The following is a 16,798-nucleotide window of genomic DNA, read 5'->3' on the forward strand; positions in this document are numbered from 1 at the left end:
CGCATCAATAGTGACAACATGGAGATATCAAGATGGCTTACTTTGCACTTGCCTTTGGCACGGCAACCAAAAACCGTGATGGAAAAATTATTGAAGCGTTTTTTCCAGCGCCAATTCTCAACCCAAGTGACGCGCTAGTGAGCGAGCTTGCTCAAGTCTCTGGTTATGGCGAAGGCAACCAGTATATCGACATCTCAACCGAGCAAAGCGCCCAACTCGCCGCGATATTTGCTCAACATGATCAGGCTAACAATGCCAGTTTTGCCGATAAAGCCGCTAACGCCTCACAACCACTGGTGCTGGTTATTTTAGCTTCCGACCAACAGCCTCAATCAGTCGCTGAAGGCTTTTTGAAGCTACAACTGATTTCACACCGTTTAGTGAAACCACACGGTACTGTGCTTGATGGTATTTTTGGCCTGCTGCACAACATCGCATGGACCAATGAAGGTCCTATCGACCTACCTGAACTAGCAGATCGTCAAATTGAAGCTCGCCTTGCAGGCCGAGCTTTAACGGTAGATTGTGTCGATAAATTCCCGAAAATGGTTGATTACATTGTCCCAGCGGGCATCCGTATTGCGGATACCTCGCGCGTTCGCCTTGGCGCGCACGTGGGCGAAGGTACCACTGTGATGCATGAAGGTTTTATCAACTTCAACGCTGGTACAACAGGCGTGAGCATGGTTGAAGGGCGTATTTCTGCTGGTGTGGTTGTTGGTAATGGATCGGACATCGGCGGTGGCGCTTCTATCATGGGTACGCTTTCTGGCGGCGGTAAGGTCGTGGTCTCTATCGGTGAAAACTCACTGCTTGGCGCAAATGCAGGCTTAGGTTTCCCACTCGGCGATCGCTGCACGATAGAATCAGGTTTGTATGTAACTGCTGGCACTAAAGTGCGTATGCTCGATAACCAAGGCCAAGAAGTGGAAATCGTCAAAGCACGTGATTTAGCTGGTGTATCGGATCTACTTTTCCGCCGCAACTCGATCACAGGTCAAATTGAGTGTTTAGCTAATAAATCAGCCGTTGAGCTGAACAGCATGCTGCACAGCCATAACTGATCCAGTTTTTCTGATAAAAAGGCTTGGCGATGTGCCAAGCCTTTTTCTTTTGCGCGCTTTCTACTACTAGGCTACTTTCTACTTTTTTATTTTGCTACTTCCACGTTACGAGCTAAACCGTTATCCCGGGTGGCCATCGACTCTCGGCGTAAGTAACATCGTGCCGAATTTCCACACAAACAGAGTAAAAGCCAATATCCAGAGTGCGGCGCTGATATTCACCATCAAAAAGAGTTGTGCTGGGAAAAACGCCACACCGAGGCTGCGTACCAATGCCGACATCATCAAAGCCGCAAACGCAATACTCATTTTAGGCCCTTGATAAATCGCCCTGCCGGTATGCCCCATAGTCACGCGTGCAATCATCGACAAAATCAAGCCTGAGATGGCTCCAATAGCAAAGAGATGGATCAGGTTATGAGTGACATATGCATCATCAATCAACCCGCGCAGTAATAAGCTCAAAGGAATGCAGGCATACGCAGCGTGCAGCGACCAAACCAGAGGCTCACTCAATGTTAGCCATGGTTTCCAACGCATCCAACGTACCCACTGCGCTAACCCAGCCAGTAACATGATAGGCTGACCAATCTGCACCATCGTCAGCGGGAAGAAACTCAAAATAAACAAGGCCGCAATGGGTGCATTGGCTAACCAATCGAGCCATACCCATGGCTGTGCTTTTTCAAAGTTAAAACGCCTTGCGCTGAAGAAAGGGATCACGCGTGCTCCCATGACTGATAGCAACAATGTGAACCACCACAACATCGCCTGCCATACCGCCGCTGAGCTAAAGGGCGGCATTCCTTTGATGGTGGCATAACTCGCAAAGTTCGCGCCGATCGCTAAAATAAACAGCGGCACAAAAAAGAGATTTTTCCAGCCTTTCGCTTGCACTACTCGGCGGCCAATTTCATAGGCCGAAGCCGCCAAAAAAAGCGCTTCGACAGAAGAGATGACCCACAAAGGTGTCGGCGTCCACAATAAGATTCGAGGCGCTAGCCACAAGGCGACTAACACGGCTAAGCGATAATGTTTCGTGCCATTAATGCCAGTCCAGTTCTGTACGGCAGTCAATAGAAAACCGACCACAATTGCCATAGCAAAACCAAACAGCATTTCATGTACATGCCACCACAGCGCAGGAACTTGCAATGCCGATGGTTGATCTGTTTGAAACATCCAGACCCATAACGTCACCGCTAAAACGGCATATACGCTACCAAGTAGGAAAAAGGGACGAAAACCAAGGCGCAACCAAGCGGGTATGCGTTGTTCTACTTGTATATCGGTAATATTGAGCACTGTGACCTCTTACGGCGGTGGTGGATATCATGACAGACGACCAACACCACAAGCACAATTTAAGCCAATAAAAATACCGAATAAAAACAATAAAATAAGAAATATCACTCAAAAAAAAGAGTCATAACAACTCAAGAAAAAACAGTCATTATGACTCAATGAATTCACTTAAACTCTATCCTAACCAGTGGTTACACGCATGGCACTGCTGTTCGAGCTAATCACCACACAAGCCGTCTGTTTTTGTTTACCAAAACCGATGATTTGTGACAGCGCTTTTTTACCGACCGGAATGAAGGCCGAAGCCATCGCATCCGCTTCTGTTTCTGCATGTGGATCGTGAATGAAGAAGAATTTATCGCTCATACCACTGAGTACGATCCAATGCGGCTCTTTCTTACCATCGAAACGATAAGTGCTGATGAGTAGCAGCACACATGCTCCTTCCGTCACCCACGCTTCTAGTTGCTCTTGACTCGGTGGTGCATCAATCATCGCCACATCTTGATGACTAAGCTGCTCACAAAAATCAAGATGAACCAATTCGATAACTTGTTTTTTATTGGCATCTCGCACGCTATCAATAAAAGGCGTGCTTTTGGATTGGCTCCACAGCTCCACATGATAACCGCGTCGACTAGCAGCCAATGCTAACCCTTGGCCGCTGCACCCACCGTGCCCTGCCGCCATAAAAATCGTTGTTGCTTCTCGCCACAGTTGCAGCTCAGCGGTGCGACTCGGCTCAAACGATTTAGACAAGCAAGAAAAGCTCATCAGCAAGCATGCCGCACCGCAAGTAAATGGCGTAGTCTGAACATAAAGTGGCATCGGTAATTGCACCTTAGGCCCTTGTGGCGACAAGCGTTTTTGCATCCGGCGTCCATTACACAAATCATCGTAATAATGGATAAGAAATTTCAGGGTTTTATAGCCCATTTTTTCATATAAATTTATCGCTGCCGTATTGTCTTCACGCACTTCTAATCGTAATGTAGTGGCACCTTGATCAAGAGCAGCACGCTCGCATTGCTCGACCAAATTTTGAGCAATCCTCCGGCCTCTGAAATCAGGTTTTACGGCAATCGAATACAACCTTGATAGCTGTGTACCTTGATGAAATAGTAGCAATGCATATCCAGCCAGCTCTGTGCCGGCATCGGCCACAAACAACACCGCTTGGTTGGAATGTAAAAAACGCTTCATTTGACGTGGAGAGATTTTATCTCCGTCAAACAGCTGTTGTTCTAACGCATTAAGAGCAGTGAGATCAGCACTTTTCGCAAGACGAAAGTCCATACGACGTCCTTAAGTGGTTGGCAAGATTGCGGCTCAATATTATTCCTATTAATTAAGGAAAAGAATAGCAATGGCAAACCTTTTGATCGTGACCGACCAGTCCAGTGACTGGCAACAATATTTCCCCTCAGAGCAAGTGGTAAGTGTAGACCAATACCTCAACAGTAATGGCACCCATACTCATCGCAGCCTGCAAGTGGTCAACCTGTGTCGCGATTATGGCTACATGAGCAGCGGCTATTACTGCTCGCTGATGGCAGAGGCACGCGGCCACCGCGTTATCCCTCGAGTGATGGCAATCAACGACATCAATCAACCCTTTTTACTCTCTTCTGGCTTATTGAAACTCAATAAACTGTGCGCCCAAACCGATTTTATACAGTGCAAAATTTATTTTGGCCGCACCGCAGAAAAAGGCTTGGATAAACTGGCTCGCCGTCTGTTTGAACAGTTTATGGTGCCCGTTATTGAGTTGGAAATGAACCGCGTTCAAGGGCAGTGGCAAATCAGCAAAATTGGTCCTTTCCCATTCCAAGATTTGAACGACCAAGAGCAAGATTTCTTCGTCGAATCATTAGAGCTGTTTTCAACCAAAGTTTGGCGTAAACCAAAGCAAGAGAAAAAATACCGTTACGATATTGCCATGCTAGTGGACGAAGAAGAGAAAATGCCACCTTCTGATCCCTCAGCATTAAAACGTTTTCGCCGCGCCGCAAACCGTTTAGGGGTTAACCTAGAAACCATTTCACCGGATGACTTATCGCGTTTGGGTGAATTTGATGGCTTGTTTATTCGCGCCACCACGAACATCAGTAATTACACTTACCGCTTTGCAAAAACGGCTGAGAAAATGGGCTTGGTGGTGATGGATGATTCTGAATCGATCATGAAATGCACCAATAAAGTGTTCTTAACTGAGTTGTTGCAACGCAACAAAGTGCCTGCGCCAAAAGGCGTGATTTTGCAAAGTTTTGATGAGCAATGGAAAAGCAATGTCATGCAGGAGTTGAGCTTTCCCATGGTATTAAAAATTCCAGATGGCGCATTTTCACGTGGCGTGGTCAAAGTACGCGACGAGCAAGAGCTGGAACGCGAAGCCGGCGCACTGTTTGAAAAAAGTGCTCTGATTTTGGCACAAGCCTTCATGCCAACTGACTTTGACTGGCGTATCGGTGTAATGAACCGCCAAGCCATCTTCGCCTGCAAATACATGATGAGCCGCGGCCACTGGCAAATTTATCAACATCACAATAGTGGCCGAGTCTCTTCTGGCGGCTTTGAAACCTTGGATTTAAAACAAGTACCTAAAAACGTGGTTGATGTTGCCTTAAAAGCGTCAAACCTTATCGGCAGTGGCCTGTACGGCGTTGACTTGAAAGAGATTGATGGCCAAGTTTATGTAATTGAAGTGAATGATAACCCTAGTATTGATCACCAAGTTGAGGATGCGTTTTTAGGCGATCTTCTTTACGATAGGATTATGACTGAGTTTCTGCGCCGTATTCAAATGCGCGGCTTCTGATCTCAATTGGTATAATCTACTGCTCCTCAATGCAGAGTCATTGAGGAGCAAGTTATAAGGATATTCATGGAATTTTTGATCGACCAGTGGCATTTTTCTGCATCCGCTCCGCAGCAAAAACTCAATAGTGCTTCACTGATTGAAGCCGGGAATTGGTATCACTGCCAACGCGATATTCCCGGTTTAAAAGAGTGGTTGCTGCAGTATCAGATCCCCACTTCAATTGTCGACAGCCTCTTAGCAGAGGACACTCGCCCACTGTTTGAGCAATACGATGATGATAACTTTTTACTGATTTTGCGTGGCGTCAACATGAACGACAACGCCAACCCGGAAGATATGTTGAGCGTGCGCATTCTCTATTTCAATGGCGCGCTGTTTTCAACCCGAAAAATCCCGTCAAAAGCCGTCAATGTAATCCGTGACCTACTGCAAGCCGGGCAAGGCCCGCAAACTCTTTCAGATGTACTCGTGCAGATCATTGATGGTTTAAACAAAAACATCGATAACTACTTAAACAGCATTGAAGCGAAAATCACCCAATACGATAACGAAATTGAACTCAGTGACGAGCTGATGCAGACGCATAAAGCGCTGCTCAAAATCAAACGTTTTATCAAACCTCAGCAATACGCCATCGATGATTTCAGTGATTCCAAAGTCTCGCTGGCAAATGATAAAAACTTGCGTCTGCGCCACAGCGTTAACACCATCACGCGCATTAATGAAACCCTCGATTTTTACCTTGGTGAGCTCGAACTGATCAAAGGGGAATTACGTCAATATCATGCAGAGAAGATGAACCAAAACACCTATTTATTCTCGGTGATTGCGGCGATCTTTCTACCAACAAGCTTTTTAACTGGCTTACTTGGGGTTAATGTCGGCGGTATTCCCGGCACTGAATCCCCCGTTGCTTTTACTCTCTTTTGCGTCGCACTGGTTGGTATTTTTGGTTTAGAGTTTTGGATTTTGCATCGGTTACGTTTTTTCAATAAGGAGTCGTAATTCACTGATGATGTATATTTTTGGTTATGGCAGCTTGATCAACTCCGCTTCTCGCCAGTTAACAGGGCAAACAGGAAGAGCGATTCCCGTGGTCGCGCATGGTTTAGTTCGTTACTGGGGAAAAATTGATGAGAGCTACATATTGTCACCTTTGGTGGTGAATGAAGGACAAGGGCAAGTCAACGGCGTACTGCTGGAGATCGATGAAACCGCTTTGGCAGAATTTGACCGTCGAGAACGTGGTTATGAGCGAGTGCCCCTCAACGCTAATCAAATCGAGAGTGATCACGCTTTTAACCTCCAATGGCCGATTTGGGTTTATGTCAAAGAGGCACCAGAGCCTCCCTGCGAGCGAAGCCCTATCGTACAAACCTATGTCGATACCGTGCTGGCTGGTTGTTTAGAGTTTTCAGAAACCTTTGCGCGCCATTTTGTTGAGCATACGGTAGGCTGGCAACATCCGCTGATTAACGATCGCCTCGCGCCGAAATACGGTAATTTAGCAGGGGTAGAACCCTGTCATCATGCGATCATTGATAAGCTGATGGCTACGGTACGTTAGCGCATTAGCTTTTATTCCAACTTTAAACGTTTACATTAATTAGAAGCCTTGATTTACCTGTATAGAAAGTCGTAATTATCACATTGATTGCATTGTTCGTTTGCCTTATTTACACCACCATTGTTAAATACAGCGAGCAATAGCAAGAGGTGTAATATGGCTACCATAAAAGATGTAGCTCGCGAAGCCGGTGTGTCAGTGGCAACGGTTTCACGAGTCATCAATAAATCCCCTAAAGCGAGTAAAACATCGATTGAAGCGGTCACCGCCGCAATGAGTTTACTTGGCTATCGGCCTAACGCCGCCGCACGAGCTTTAGTCAGCCAAAGTACCGACACCATAGGCGTGCTAGTCAGTGACGTTTCCGATCCTTTTTTTGGCATGCTCGTGAAAGCGGTCGATAATGTGGCTCATGACAATGGCAAGCATCTGTTGATTGGCAATGGTTATCACCGTGCTGAAGAAGAGCGCCAAGCGATTGAACTGTTGATCAACAGCCGTTGTGACGCTTTGGTGATTCACTCGAAAGGTTTATCGGATCAAGAATTGATCGACTACGCTGCCGAAGTGAAATCGATGGTATTGATCAACCGTCATATCCCGCAACTGGCTAACCGCTGCATCTCATTGGATAACTACAAAGGTGCTTATTTGGCGACTGAGTTTTTGATCCGCCACGGTCATAAAAAAATCGCTTGTATTGGCTCTTCTCATTCGATTGAAGACGCTACAGATCGCGTAGCTGGTTATCAAGCCGCGTTGAAAGATCACGGTATTGAGATCGCTCCTAATTACATCGAGTTGGCCGAACCACACAGCGAAGGTGGCGAGCAAGCGATGACTCACTTGCTGATCCGTTCGATCGACATGACTGCCGTGGTTGCCTACAACGACAATATGGCAGCGGGCGCGTTAAATGTGCTTGAGGAGAATGGTGTAAAAAGCCCTGAGCAAATTTCAGTGATCGGCTTTGATGATGCGTTGATCGCACGCTACATTCGCCCAAGGCTGACCACCATCCGCTACCCAATCGAGATGATGGCTGAAAAAGCCGCTAAACTGGCACTCCAATTAGCCCGTGGCGAAACGATAGAAAAAGAACCGATGATTTTCTCACCGACTTTGGTGCGTCGAGATTCGGTAGAAAAAATCTGACGCACTCAGGTTACACTTTCACTCGCCACTTTGGGCATCAATACTCAACATCTAAGCGACGCACCCACCTTAAACGTCAAATTGGTAAATGGTAGTATGAGTATATTCTTGCCCTGGCAGAGTAATACAGCTGGGTTGCTGCCATTCGGGATGATTGGGAGCATCCGGCAAGTATTGAGTTTCTAATGCGACCCCCGCATAGCCTTGATAAACCCCACCTCGCCGATTGGGCGTCCCCGATAGCCAGTTTCCACTATAAAGTTGTATGGCTGGCTTAGTCGTAAATACGCTCATGGTTACCTTTGCATCTGGTGATTTCAGTTGCGCGGCGCACACGGTTAAATCAGCTTTATCAGGCAATAAATAACTGTGGTCATACCCTTTGCTTGCTTGTTGCTGCTCATCTTTGAGTAAGTCACGACCTATTGATTTTGCAACGCGAAAATCAAAGCCCGTGTCGATGACAGATTTTGGCCCTGACAATGGGATTCCATGTGGATCTGTGGGTAAAAATTGATCGGCTTTTATAAAGAGTGAATGATCTAAAATCGTATGATCACTCTCTGCGCCTAGCAAATTAAAATAGGCGTGGTTGGTTAAATTAAGCGGCGTTGGTTTATCTGTGGTCGCTAAATAGCGGAGGATCAATTGATTCTGATCGTTCAGTTCATAGCTCACGGCAATGTCAACATTACCGGGAAAACCTTGGTCACCATCCGATGAATGGATTGAAAACGTCACTTGTTGAGCACTTTTGTGAGCAATAGTCCAACGACGCTGATCTAACCCTTCAAGACCGCCATGCAAACTATTTCCAGCTTGGTTGGTCGTCACTTGATAGCGTTGATCATTTAATTCAAATTGGCCTTTAGCGAGCCGGTTGGCATAACGGCCCACAGTGACGCCCATATAGCTTTGTTGTTTCTGGAAGTCGCTCATGGTGGAAACACCCAGCAGAACTTCTCTGCGTTCCCCATCCTTAAGCGCCAACTCACAACTGAGCCATGTTGCACCAATATCCATTAATACTACGCGGCTACCAATGCGGTTAGTCAAACTGACAAGTTGTGCCGGGCGGCCATCATAGGCTACTTGCTGAGTCATAGTGTGAACAAGTGAAGATGTGCAGCAAGCCTCCACTAGACTAGCACCCTCTTTTGCTTGGCAGACGTAAATCGACGCTTTCAGGCCAGTCGCCACTTCATATTTCTCATCGACAGCCGCTTTCACTGCATCAACCAATGTCGGTGGGACAAGTGCCACAATACAGCCACCAAAGCCGCCACCAGTCATACGCACACCGCCTTGGTCACCAATCACCTCTTTGATGATATCAACCAAGGTATCAATCTCTTTGACCGTAATTTCAAAATCATCACGCATCGATGCGTGTGATTGAGCCATCAGCTCGCCCATGCGCTTCATGTCGTGGGCGCGCAACGCTTGGGCCGCTTCAACAGTACGGTCATTTTCAGTAATGATGTGACGAGCACGTTTAGCCACCAACTCATCAAGCTCAGAAACTTTTTGGTTAAACTGTTCAATGCTTACATCACGCAGCGCTTTGACGCCAAAAATACGCGCAGCCTCTTCACACTGCTGACGGCGGGTGTTGTATTCGCTATCTACCAAGCCGCGTTTTTTATTGGAGTTGACGATCACGACGGCCATCTCTTCTGGCATTGAAACCGCTTGTGTTTCTAGGCTACGGCAATCTAAAAGTAGCGCGTGGTTTTCACGACCTTGCGCCGAAATCATTTGATCCATAATACCGCAATTACAGCCGACAAATTCGTTCTCAGCCTGTTGGCCATTTAGTGCGATTTCCGCTTGAGAAATATCCAGTTGATAAAGTTCTTTAAAAGTTTGACCGATCACGACCTCAAGCGCAGCCGAAGAGCTGAGCCCCGCTCCCTGTGGAACATTACCGCTGACAGTAATATCCGCCCCGGTAAACGAGTACCCACGCGCAAGCAAACATTTCACCACGCCGCGAATGTAGTTCGCCCACATTTTGTCTTGCTGGAAAGTAATCTCTTGGGTGAGGTCAAACTCATCAAGTGCATTGCCATAATCAACAGACACGATGCGCACTAAATTATCTTCACGCTTGGCCGCCGCTACCACGGTTTGATAGTTAATTGCGCAGGGGAGCACAAAACCGTCGTTATAGTCGGTGTGCTCACCAATCAAATTTACACGGCCTGGCGCTTGGATGATATGACTAGGCGCGTAGCCCAACACTTGCTCAAAAGACGCTCTCACATTTTGGATTAAATCAAACATTTGCATTCCTAAACTCATAAACTGGTTTTCATTTCTCATTAACCACTTAGCGCTATGAAAAAAACTTTGTTAAGCCCAAGTCGTTGGAGGTGCAGCGAGGTGATAAGTAAATTCAGCCAATGAACATAGATTACCTATGTTCTTAGGGTGCGTTTACGCAGCAACAAAGCTACAACTTCAAAGATGACGTTACTGCTCTTTGTAGTGAACATCACTTAGCTCGCGCAGACGCTGCGCCGCTTGTTCTGCGGTTAAATCTCGTTGGCTTTCAGCCAACATTTCATAACCCACCATAAACTTACGAATCGAGGCACTGCGCAGCAGTGGTGGGTAGAACAGTGCATGCAGTTGCCAATGGTCAATGTTCGTACCCTCTTCAAAGAAAGGCGCGTAATGCCAGCCCATAGAATAAGGGAAAGAACATTGGAACAGGTTGTCGTAACGGCTGGTCAGTTTTTTAATCGCAACGGCGAGATCGTCACGTTGCGCCTCACTCAACTCACTCATGCGACGGATATGCGTTTTTGGCAGCAACATGGTTTCAAATGGCCATGCAGCCCAGTAAGGCACAACAGCCACCCAATGCTCTGTTTTCAGCACAATGCGTGAGCCATCTTTCAGCTCAGCTTGCACATAATCCACCAGCAGGTTACTACCCTGTTGTTGGTAATACGCTTTTAGGTTGTGCTCCTTGCGTTCAATTTCATTGGGTAAGAAGCTATTAGCCCAGATTTGGCCGTGTGGGTGAGGTTGGGAACAACCCATGGTTTCACCTTTGTTCTCAAATGCTTGCACCCAAACGTACTCTTTACCTAACTCTTCGATTTGATCGTTCCACGTATCAATCACGCTGCGAATGTTGCCCACGGGTAACTCTGGCAAAGTTTTGCTGTGACCTGGAGAGAAACAAATCACTCGGCTCAAACCACGTACACCTTGAGTTTTGAATAGAGGGCTATCGGACTTCGGTGCATCTGGCGAATCTACCATCAGTGCTGCGAAGTCGTTGTTGAATACGTACGTACCTCGGTAGTCTGGGTTGACATCACCAGAAATACGCTCGTTTGTCGGACAAAGAAAACACTTCTCATCATAACTTGGCAGTTCATCTACCGCTGGCTTTTCATCAGCCCCGCTCCAAGGGCGTTTGGCGCGATGTGGTGAGACTAAAATCCACTGCCCCGTGAGTGGGTTGTAGCGACGATGTGGATGATCCACTGGGTTAAATTCAACATTCGACATATTGCTTACTCAATTATGCTATTTGATAGTCCGGCGCGTCACGCCGGATAAAACTAGTACCCTTGCGGGTTATTGGATTGCCAATGCCATGTATCAGCAGCCATTTCATTGATACTGCGCGTCGCTTTCCAAGCCAGATCTCGCTCCGCTTTTGTGGTACTAGCCCAACACTCGGCAATATCACCCGGGCGGCGTGGGCAAATATCATAAGCAATAGGAACACCACTTGCTTGAGCAAAGGCTGAAACTATCTCTAACACACTCGATCCTCTACCCGATCCAAGGTTGTAAATATGCCTTCCCGCTTTCATCGCAACCGTATTTAAAGCGGCCAAATGGCCATCGGCTAGATCCATCACATGAATGTAATCACGCACACCCGTACCATCCGGTGTGGGATAGTCGCTACCAAATATGGATAACTTCTCGCGGCGACCTACCGCAACTTGGGCAATAAACGGCATCAGATTATTCGGCACACCTTGCGGGTCTTCGCCCATAGTGCCAGAAGGGTGAGCCCCCACAGGGTTGAAGTAACGCAGTAAAGTCACGCTCCAATCTGGCTCAGCAACCACTAAATCCGATAGGCACTGCTCAATCATATATTTGCTACGACCGTAAGGATTGGTGGTTGATCCGGTTGGAGAATCTTCAGTTATCGGCACGATTTCAGGATCGCCATACACTGTCGCCGATGAACTGAATACAATACTTTTCACTCCAGCTTTACGCATACTGCGCGCTAGCACCAACGAACCATTGACGTTATTGTCATAATATTCGAGCGGTTTTATCACGGATTCACCGACGGCTTTTAAACCTGCGAAATGAATCACAGCATCAATATTATGTTCAGCAAATACCTTATCGAGAAAGGCCTCATCACGGATATCACCATGATAAAACACGGGCGTTTTATCTGTCAGTGCATGGATACGGCTTAATACTTCAATCTTCGCGTTAGATAAGTTGTCAACGATAATGGGGTCGATACCCGCTTGTATCATTTGTACACAGGTATGACTTCCGATATAGCCCATGCCGCCCGTCACTAATACTTTCACCATACTCTCCTATTGGGATACCGATAGAGGTTGATTCTCGCTTTTGAAAAAGTCTAACAGCCTTACTCGCTTTCAATCTGTGATCAAAACACCACAATGTAAACGTTTCCACGAAAACTCTAAAACAATTCCCTTCACTTAACTGATTTTATTTAAATTACGTATACAATACGCACAGGTAGGCTCTAGTGAGATATTTTGCAGCCCACCACCTTGCACCATCATCTTCTCTAGTTCGACTTACCTTGCTGAGTTTTAGCCCATGACCCAAAGCCGTGTAGAACTGAATAACCGAATGAATATCGTCACTTTGACTTGGCCGATCTTTATTGAGATTTTATTACGGACGGCGATTAACACCAGTGATGTGTTTATGCTGAGTAGTTATTCAGACAAGGCTGTATCAGCGGTTGGGGTTATCACTCAAATCAATTTTTTCTTGCTGATTGTCTCAATGATGGTCAGCAGTGGTACAGGGATCCTAATTGGGCAATACAATGGCTCTGGCCGCCAAAGTGAATCGGCACATGTTGGGGTGGCCAGTTTACTGCTTGGATTAATCATTGGCTCATCGCTCAGTTTAGCCGCTTATTTGAGCGCTAATTCAGTCATGAATGCCTACGGCCTAGAAGCGCAGGTTGCACAATATGGCTATGAATATCTGGTTATCAGTGGCAGCTTTACAGTAAACGTTACCATTGGCATTGTACTGGCGACGATTTTGCGCAGTAACGGCTACTCCAAAGCGCCGATGTTCATTAATTTATTTGCCGGATTATTGAATATAATCGGTAACTATATTGCTATTTTTCAACCCTTTGGACTGCCCGTCTACGGTGTACAAGGGGTTGCGATATCAACAGTGTTCAGCCAAATTGTCAGCACTATTTTGCTGTACTACACCGTTAAGTACTACCACATATCACTACCGGTGAAAGAGTGGAAAATCATCCCGAAGCCGCTATACCAGAAGATCATCAAGATCGGTATGATGAATGCGGGAGAGATTCTTTCCTATAACATGATGCAACTGACGGTGATTTTTTTCGTTGTAAAAATGGGCACGGCTTCATTGGCCGCGTTTACTTATGCGCAAAATATTGCCCGTCTCGCCTTTGCATTCTCAGTGGCTCTTGGGCAAGCCGGGCAAATTCAAACTAGCTACTACATTGGTAAAGGTTGGGTGGATGAGATTCTGACTAAAGTACAACAATATTTTGTGGTTGGCTTTCTCGTCTCCAGCACATTGACGATCTCAATTTATCTACTGCGCGCTGACATCATCGCCCTCTTCACTTCTGATCCTGAGATAACGGCCTTGGTCGCAGGGTTAATTGCTGGCTCCATTGCAATGGAAGCCGGGCGCACGTTTAACCTAATTTTTATTGCCGCACTCAAAGGCGCAGGAGACATTCGCTTTCCAGTGCAGATGGGCATATTAAGCATGTGGACTTTTGGCGCAGGTTTAACTTACTTATTTGGCCTACATTGGGGATGGGGAGTTATGGGTGCATGGGTGGCCATTTCGGTGGATGAATGGTTTAGAGGCATCATCATGTTTAGGCGTTGGAGATCTAAGGCTTGGACTAAGTTTAAACTCAGTTAACCCATGCCTGTCTGTTTATCGTTTTTCTGCGGTTTACAAATGGTTAAGGATTAAATTTGAATCTGCTCAAACATCCTTTTAAAGTAGCGAAACAACGTCTCTTTAAGAGTGCTTATGCACATGTTTACTATTTTCAAAACTTTTTTTCTGCTTGGGTGGATAAGCTTTGGTGGGCCAGCCGCTCACATTGGTTATTTCCGCAATACATTCGTTGAAAAATTAAAATGGATTGAAGATAAAGAATACGCACAGATCGTTGCCTTAAGTCAGTTTTTGCCAGGGCCAGGTTCAAGCCAAGTTGGGTTTGCACTAGGATACCATCGTGGTGGCTTATTGGGTGGATGCGCCGCTTTTGCTGGTTTTACACTCCCTTCGGTTTTGATCATGGTTGCCCTTGCCATCGCCAGCAGCCAATTACTACAAACCCCCTTATTTCAAAACGTGATTCACGGCTTAAAACTGCTAGCCGTTGTGGTTGTCGCGGATGCCACATGGGGAATGTATAAAAACTTCTGTAAGAATCGCTTAACCGTTGGGTTGTGTGTGGCCACCGCTGTGATGCTGATTGTTGCACCTAGTATTGGAACGCAAATCGGAGTTCTCATTGCGGCAGCGCTGATCGGAGTGAAATGGCTCCCTAGTCAAGATTTAGCCACTGAACGTTCATTTGTTCCCGCTTTCATCCCTTTCGCTCTCTTTATTGGCTTACTGGTCGGTTTACCTTTTGCCGCCCACTTGATGCCTGAAATCGCTCTATTTAACCACTTTTATCAAGCAGGTAGCTTAGTGTTTGGCGGTGGGCATGTCGTGCTTCCATTGCTGCAAAATTTAGTTGGCGACGCACTTGACCCGGATCTGTTTTTAACAGGATATGCCGCAGCACAAGCGGTTCCTGGTCCAATGTTTACCTTCGCAACTTACATTGGTTACGCTCTACTACCACAAGCGCCAATCTTAGGCGCAACGCTGGCGACCATTGCCGTCTTTTTGCCGGGTTTTTTGTTACTGCTCGGCGTGCTTAAAAATTGGCAAGCCTTAGCAAACTATCGATCAGTATCAGGAGCAATTAACGGTGTTAACGCCGCCGTCGTTGGTTTACTACTCTCAGCCTTATATCACCCTGTATTTACAAGCTCGGTCAGCAATCATCTAGATATGGCGATCGTTCTGATCGGTTTTTACCTACTAAAACAGCTCAAACTGCCTATTGTCTGGCTGGTTATATTCTTTATGCTCAGTGGTATTGCACTTGGATTAAACTGAAATTGGCCATACGCCTTGTGACTAAAAATGGCGTCAAATAGCCGTATTTATCTAGTGACCCAGCGTCATCCAACGGCTTTCCAGTACCACCTCATATTGCTTGGTTATATAACCCATTTTTTAGTTAAATTTCACGCACGCATCGCTTATCTGTTCTAAACTTATCAATTAGAAGAGCTTCTCCATTTCAACCTTGGAGACCCTGTAGCGCAGAGGAACACGCGATGGATACGCATAGCAAAGGTTGCGAGCACGCCTATTTTCCACATGTTGGTCCACTCAATAAGCAACTGGCTAACATACACCAACGAATGCAAGTCAAAGTCCCAGAGATTGACCGTATCTCTTTTGCGCTATACGACCATCATCATGATAATTTGAAAACCTACGCCGACAGCACCTTTCACGGGGGCGAGCTTATACATTACGAGTTTCCACTTGCTGAGCTTCCAGTCCTTAAGCAATGCGCACAAAACGGCCAGAGTCGTAGCGTTGAAAATATCCCAATCCAATTGAAGCCAGACTATCCTCATACTCGCTGGCTAATTGAGCAAGGTTATTGTTCATCACTGGCGATTCCGACTTACCACCAGCAAGCATTTATTGGCTTTATTTTCCTCAATTCGTGTCAAAGCCATTTGTTTACCGAACAGGTAAAGCAGAATGTAGAACCTTTTATTGAGATGATTCGCTTTGCAGTTTGCTCTGAATACGATTTAGTCCACACTATTTTAGAGACTGTAAATTTGACTCAAGCGCGCTCCCCAGAGCATCAACTGGAATCGAAAGAGCATAAAGAACGTATTAGCTGTTATGCCAAAGTCATCGCTACTGAGGTTGCTGACATTTATCAACTGGATGATGAAACCATTGATAACATCATCCAGTTTTCGCGCTATCACGACATAGGCAAACTTGCCCTACCGACAAGCTTATTACTTAACCCAAATTCATTAGATAAACCAGAGCGTGCTCAACTGTATAGCCACATAGAAAAAGGTATTGAAATCATTAATCAAATTATTGATGACATAGGTACACCTGATCACCCTTGCATATCCATATTAAAAGAGATCGTCGCTTATCATCATGAGTTTTTGGATGGCAGTGGCTATCCTTACGGCCTAATGCAAGACAATATCCCGATATCGGCACGCATTATTGCTGTTGCCAACGTATTTGATGCCTTAACAAGCCATCGTCCATACAAACAAGCTTGGTCTGTTCCTTTTGCCCTTCTCGAACTGGAAAAAATGGTCGTGAGCGGCAAGCTTGATAAACACTGTGTCAATGCCCTTCGCTATCATCAAGATTACTTAAAACATGTGATTGATATTCACCCAGAAATCGACCCGAAGGATAGATTCAACTGAACAGAAATAAACGTCACTCTGAGGTAATAGTGTCAAAATAAGAAAGTGAATC

The 16,798-nt window shown here is 46.0% G+C and carries 13 protein-coding genes and 1 pseudogene; 8 read left to right on the forward strand and 6 right to left on the reverse strand.

All coding sequences use genetic code 11. From position 1 onward, the window contains the following. Positions 1-32 precede the first annotated feature (32 nt). Positions 33-1,064 (forward strand): 2,3,4,5-tetrahydropyridine-2,6-dicarboxylate N-succinyltransferase, encoded by a 1,032-nt coding sequence (dapD, locus tag AACV12_RS05165; protein ID WP_094132522.1) that lies wholly within the window; start codon positions 33-35, stop codon positions 1,062-1,064. A gap of 120 nt (positions 1,065-1,184) precedes the next feature. Here dapD and AACV12_RS05170 read toward each other — a convergent pair whose 3' ends face one another. Beyond that, positions 1,185-2,369 carry an NnrS family protein gene (locus AACV12_RS05170; RefSeq protein ID WP_170900004.1) on the reverse strand — a complete coding sequence of 395 codons (1,185 nt, stop codon included), beginning with the start codon at positions 2,367-2,369 and terminating at the stop codon, positions 1,185-1,187. A 180-nt stretch (positions 2,370-2,549) separates the two neighbouring features. Next, on the reverse strand, positions 2,550-3,665 hold the full coding sequence (locus AACV12_RS05175; RefSeq protein ID WP_088721260.1) for a GNAT family N-acetyltransferase/peptidase C39 family protein: 1,116 nt from the start codon (positions 3,663-3,665) through the stop codon (positions 2,550-2,552). Between the two features lie 70 nt (positions 3,666-3,735). On the opposite strand from AACV12_RS05175, the gene AACV12_RS05180 reads away from it, so the two are divergent. From AACV12_RS05180 to AACV12_RS05195, 4 genes are all read left to right on the forward strand, one after another. Next, positions 3,736-5,187, forward strand: coding sequence for a RimK family protein (locus AACV12_RS05180; RefSeq protein WP_017046561.1), 1,452 nt, complete (start codon positions 3,736-3,738; stop codon positions 5,185-5,187). Between the two features lie 66 nt (positions 5,188-5,253). After that, complete coding sequence (locus AACV12_RS05185) at positions 5,254-6,195, forward strand: zinc transporter ZntB (protein ID WP_170900005.1); 942 nt, start codon at positions 5,254-5,256, stop codon at positions 6,193-6,195. Positions 6,196-6,205: 10 nt separating this feature from the next. Continuing rightward, positions 6,206-6,757, forward strand: coding sequence for a gamma-glutamylcyclotransferase family protein (locus tag AACV12_RS05190; RefSeq protein WP_170900051.1), 552 nt, complete (start codon positions 6,206-6,208; stop codon positions 6,755-6,757). A 156-nt stretch (positions 6,758-6,913) separates the two neighbouring features. After that, positions 6,914-7,912 carry a substrate-binding domain-containing protein gene (locus AACV12_RS05195; RefSeq protein WP_026027964.1) on the forward strand — a complete coding sequence of 333 codons (999 nt, stop codon included), beginning with the start codon at positions 6,914-6,916 and terminating at the stop codon, positions 7,910-7,912. Between the two features lie 69 nt (positions 7,913-7,981). Here AACV12_RS05195 and galM read toward each other — a convergent pair whose 3' ends face one another. The 4 genes and pseudogenes from galM to galE all read right to left on the reverse strand — a co-directional run bounded on the left by galM (position 7,982) and on the right by galE (position 12,507). Then, positions 7,982-9,016, reverse strand: a complete 1,035-nt coding sequence (galM, locus tag AACV12_RS05200; protein WP_249371315.1) for a galactose-1-epimerase — start codon at positions 9,014-9,016, stop codon at positions 7,982-7,984. Positions 9,017-9,046: 30 nt separating this feature from the next. After that, a pseudogene (gene galK / locus AACV12_RS05205) lies at positions 9,047-10,198 on the reverse strand (galactokinase); the annotation flags it as partial. 189 nt (positions 10,199-10,387) lie between these two features. Further along, positions 10,388-11,440: a UDP-glucose--hexose-1-phosphate uridylyltransferase gene (locus AACV12_RS05210; RefSeq protein WP_170900007.1), complete on the reverse strand. Its 1,053-nt coding sequence runs from the start codon at positions 11,438-11,440 to the stop codon at positions 10,388-10,390. A 53-nt stretch (positions 11,441-11,493) separates the two neighbouring features. Further along, the gene (gene galE, locus AACV12_RS05215) at positions 11,494-12,507 is read right to left on the reverse strand and encodes a UDP-glucose 4-epimerase GalE (RefSeq protein WP_170900008.1); all 1,014 of its coding nucleotides are present in this window, start codon (positions 12,505-12,507) and stop codon (positions 11,494-11,496) included. 292 nt (positions 12,508-12,799) lie between these two features. Here galE and AACV12_RS05220 point away from each other — a divergent pair, with 292 nt between their 5' ends. The 3 genes from AACV12_RS05220 (at position 12,800) to AACV12_RS05230 (ending at position 16,746) form a co-directional block, all read left to right on the forward strand. After that, the gene (locus AACV12_RS05220) at positions 12,800-14,110 is read left to right on the forward strand and encodes an MATE family efflux transporter (RefSeq protein ID WP_017050437.1); all 1,311 of its coding nucleotides are present in this window, start codon (positions 12,800-12,802) and stop codon (positions 14,108-14,110) included. Positions 14,111-14,224: 114 nt separating this feature from the next. Next, positions 14,225-15,373, forward strand: a complete 1,149-nt coding sequence (gene chrA, locus AACV12_RS05225) for a chromate efflux transporter (RefSeq protein WP_088721264.1) — start codon at positions 14,225-14,227, stop codon at positions 15,371-15,373. 224 nt (positions 15,374-15,597) lie between these two features. Continuing rightward, entirely contained in the window at positions 15,598-16,746 is a 1,149-nt protein-coding gene (locus AACV12_RS05230) for an HD domain-containing phosphohydrolase (RefSeq protein ID WP_170900009.1), read from the forward strand. Positions 16,747-16,798 lie beyond the last annotated feature (52 nt).

The organism is Vibrio sp. 2-2(8) (genome assembly GCF_963888495.1).
Taxonomy (GTDB): domain Bacteria; phylum Pseudomonadota; class Gammaproteobacteria; order Enterobacterales; family Vibrionaceae; genus Vibrio; species Vibrio anguillarum.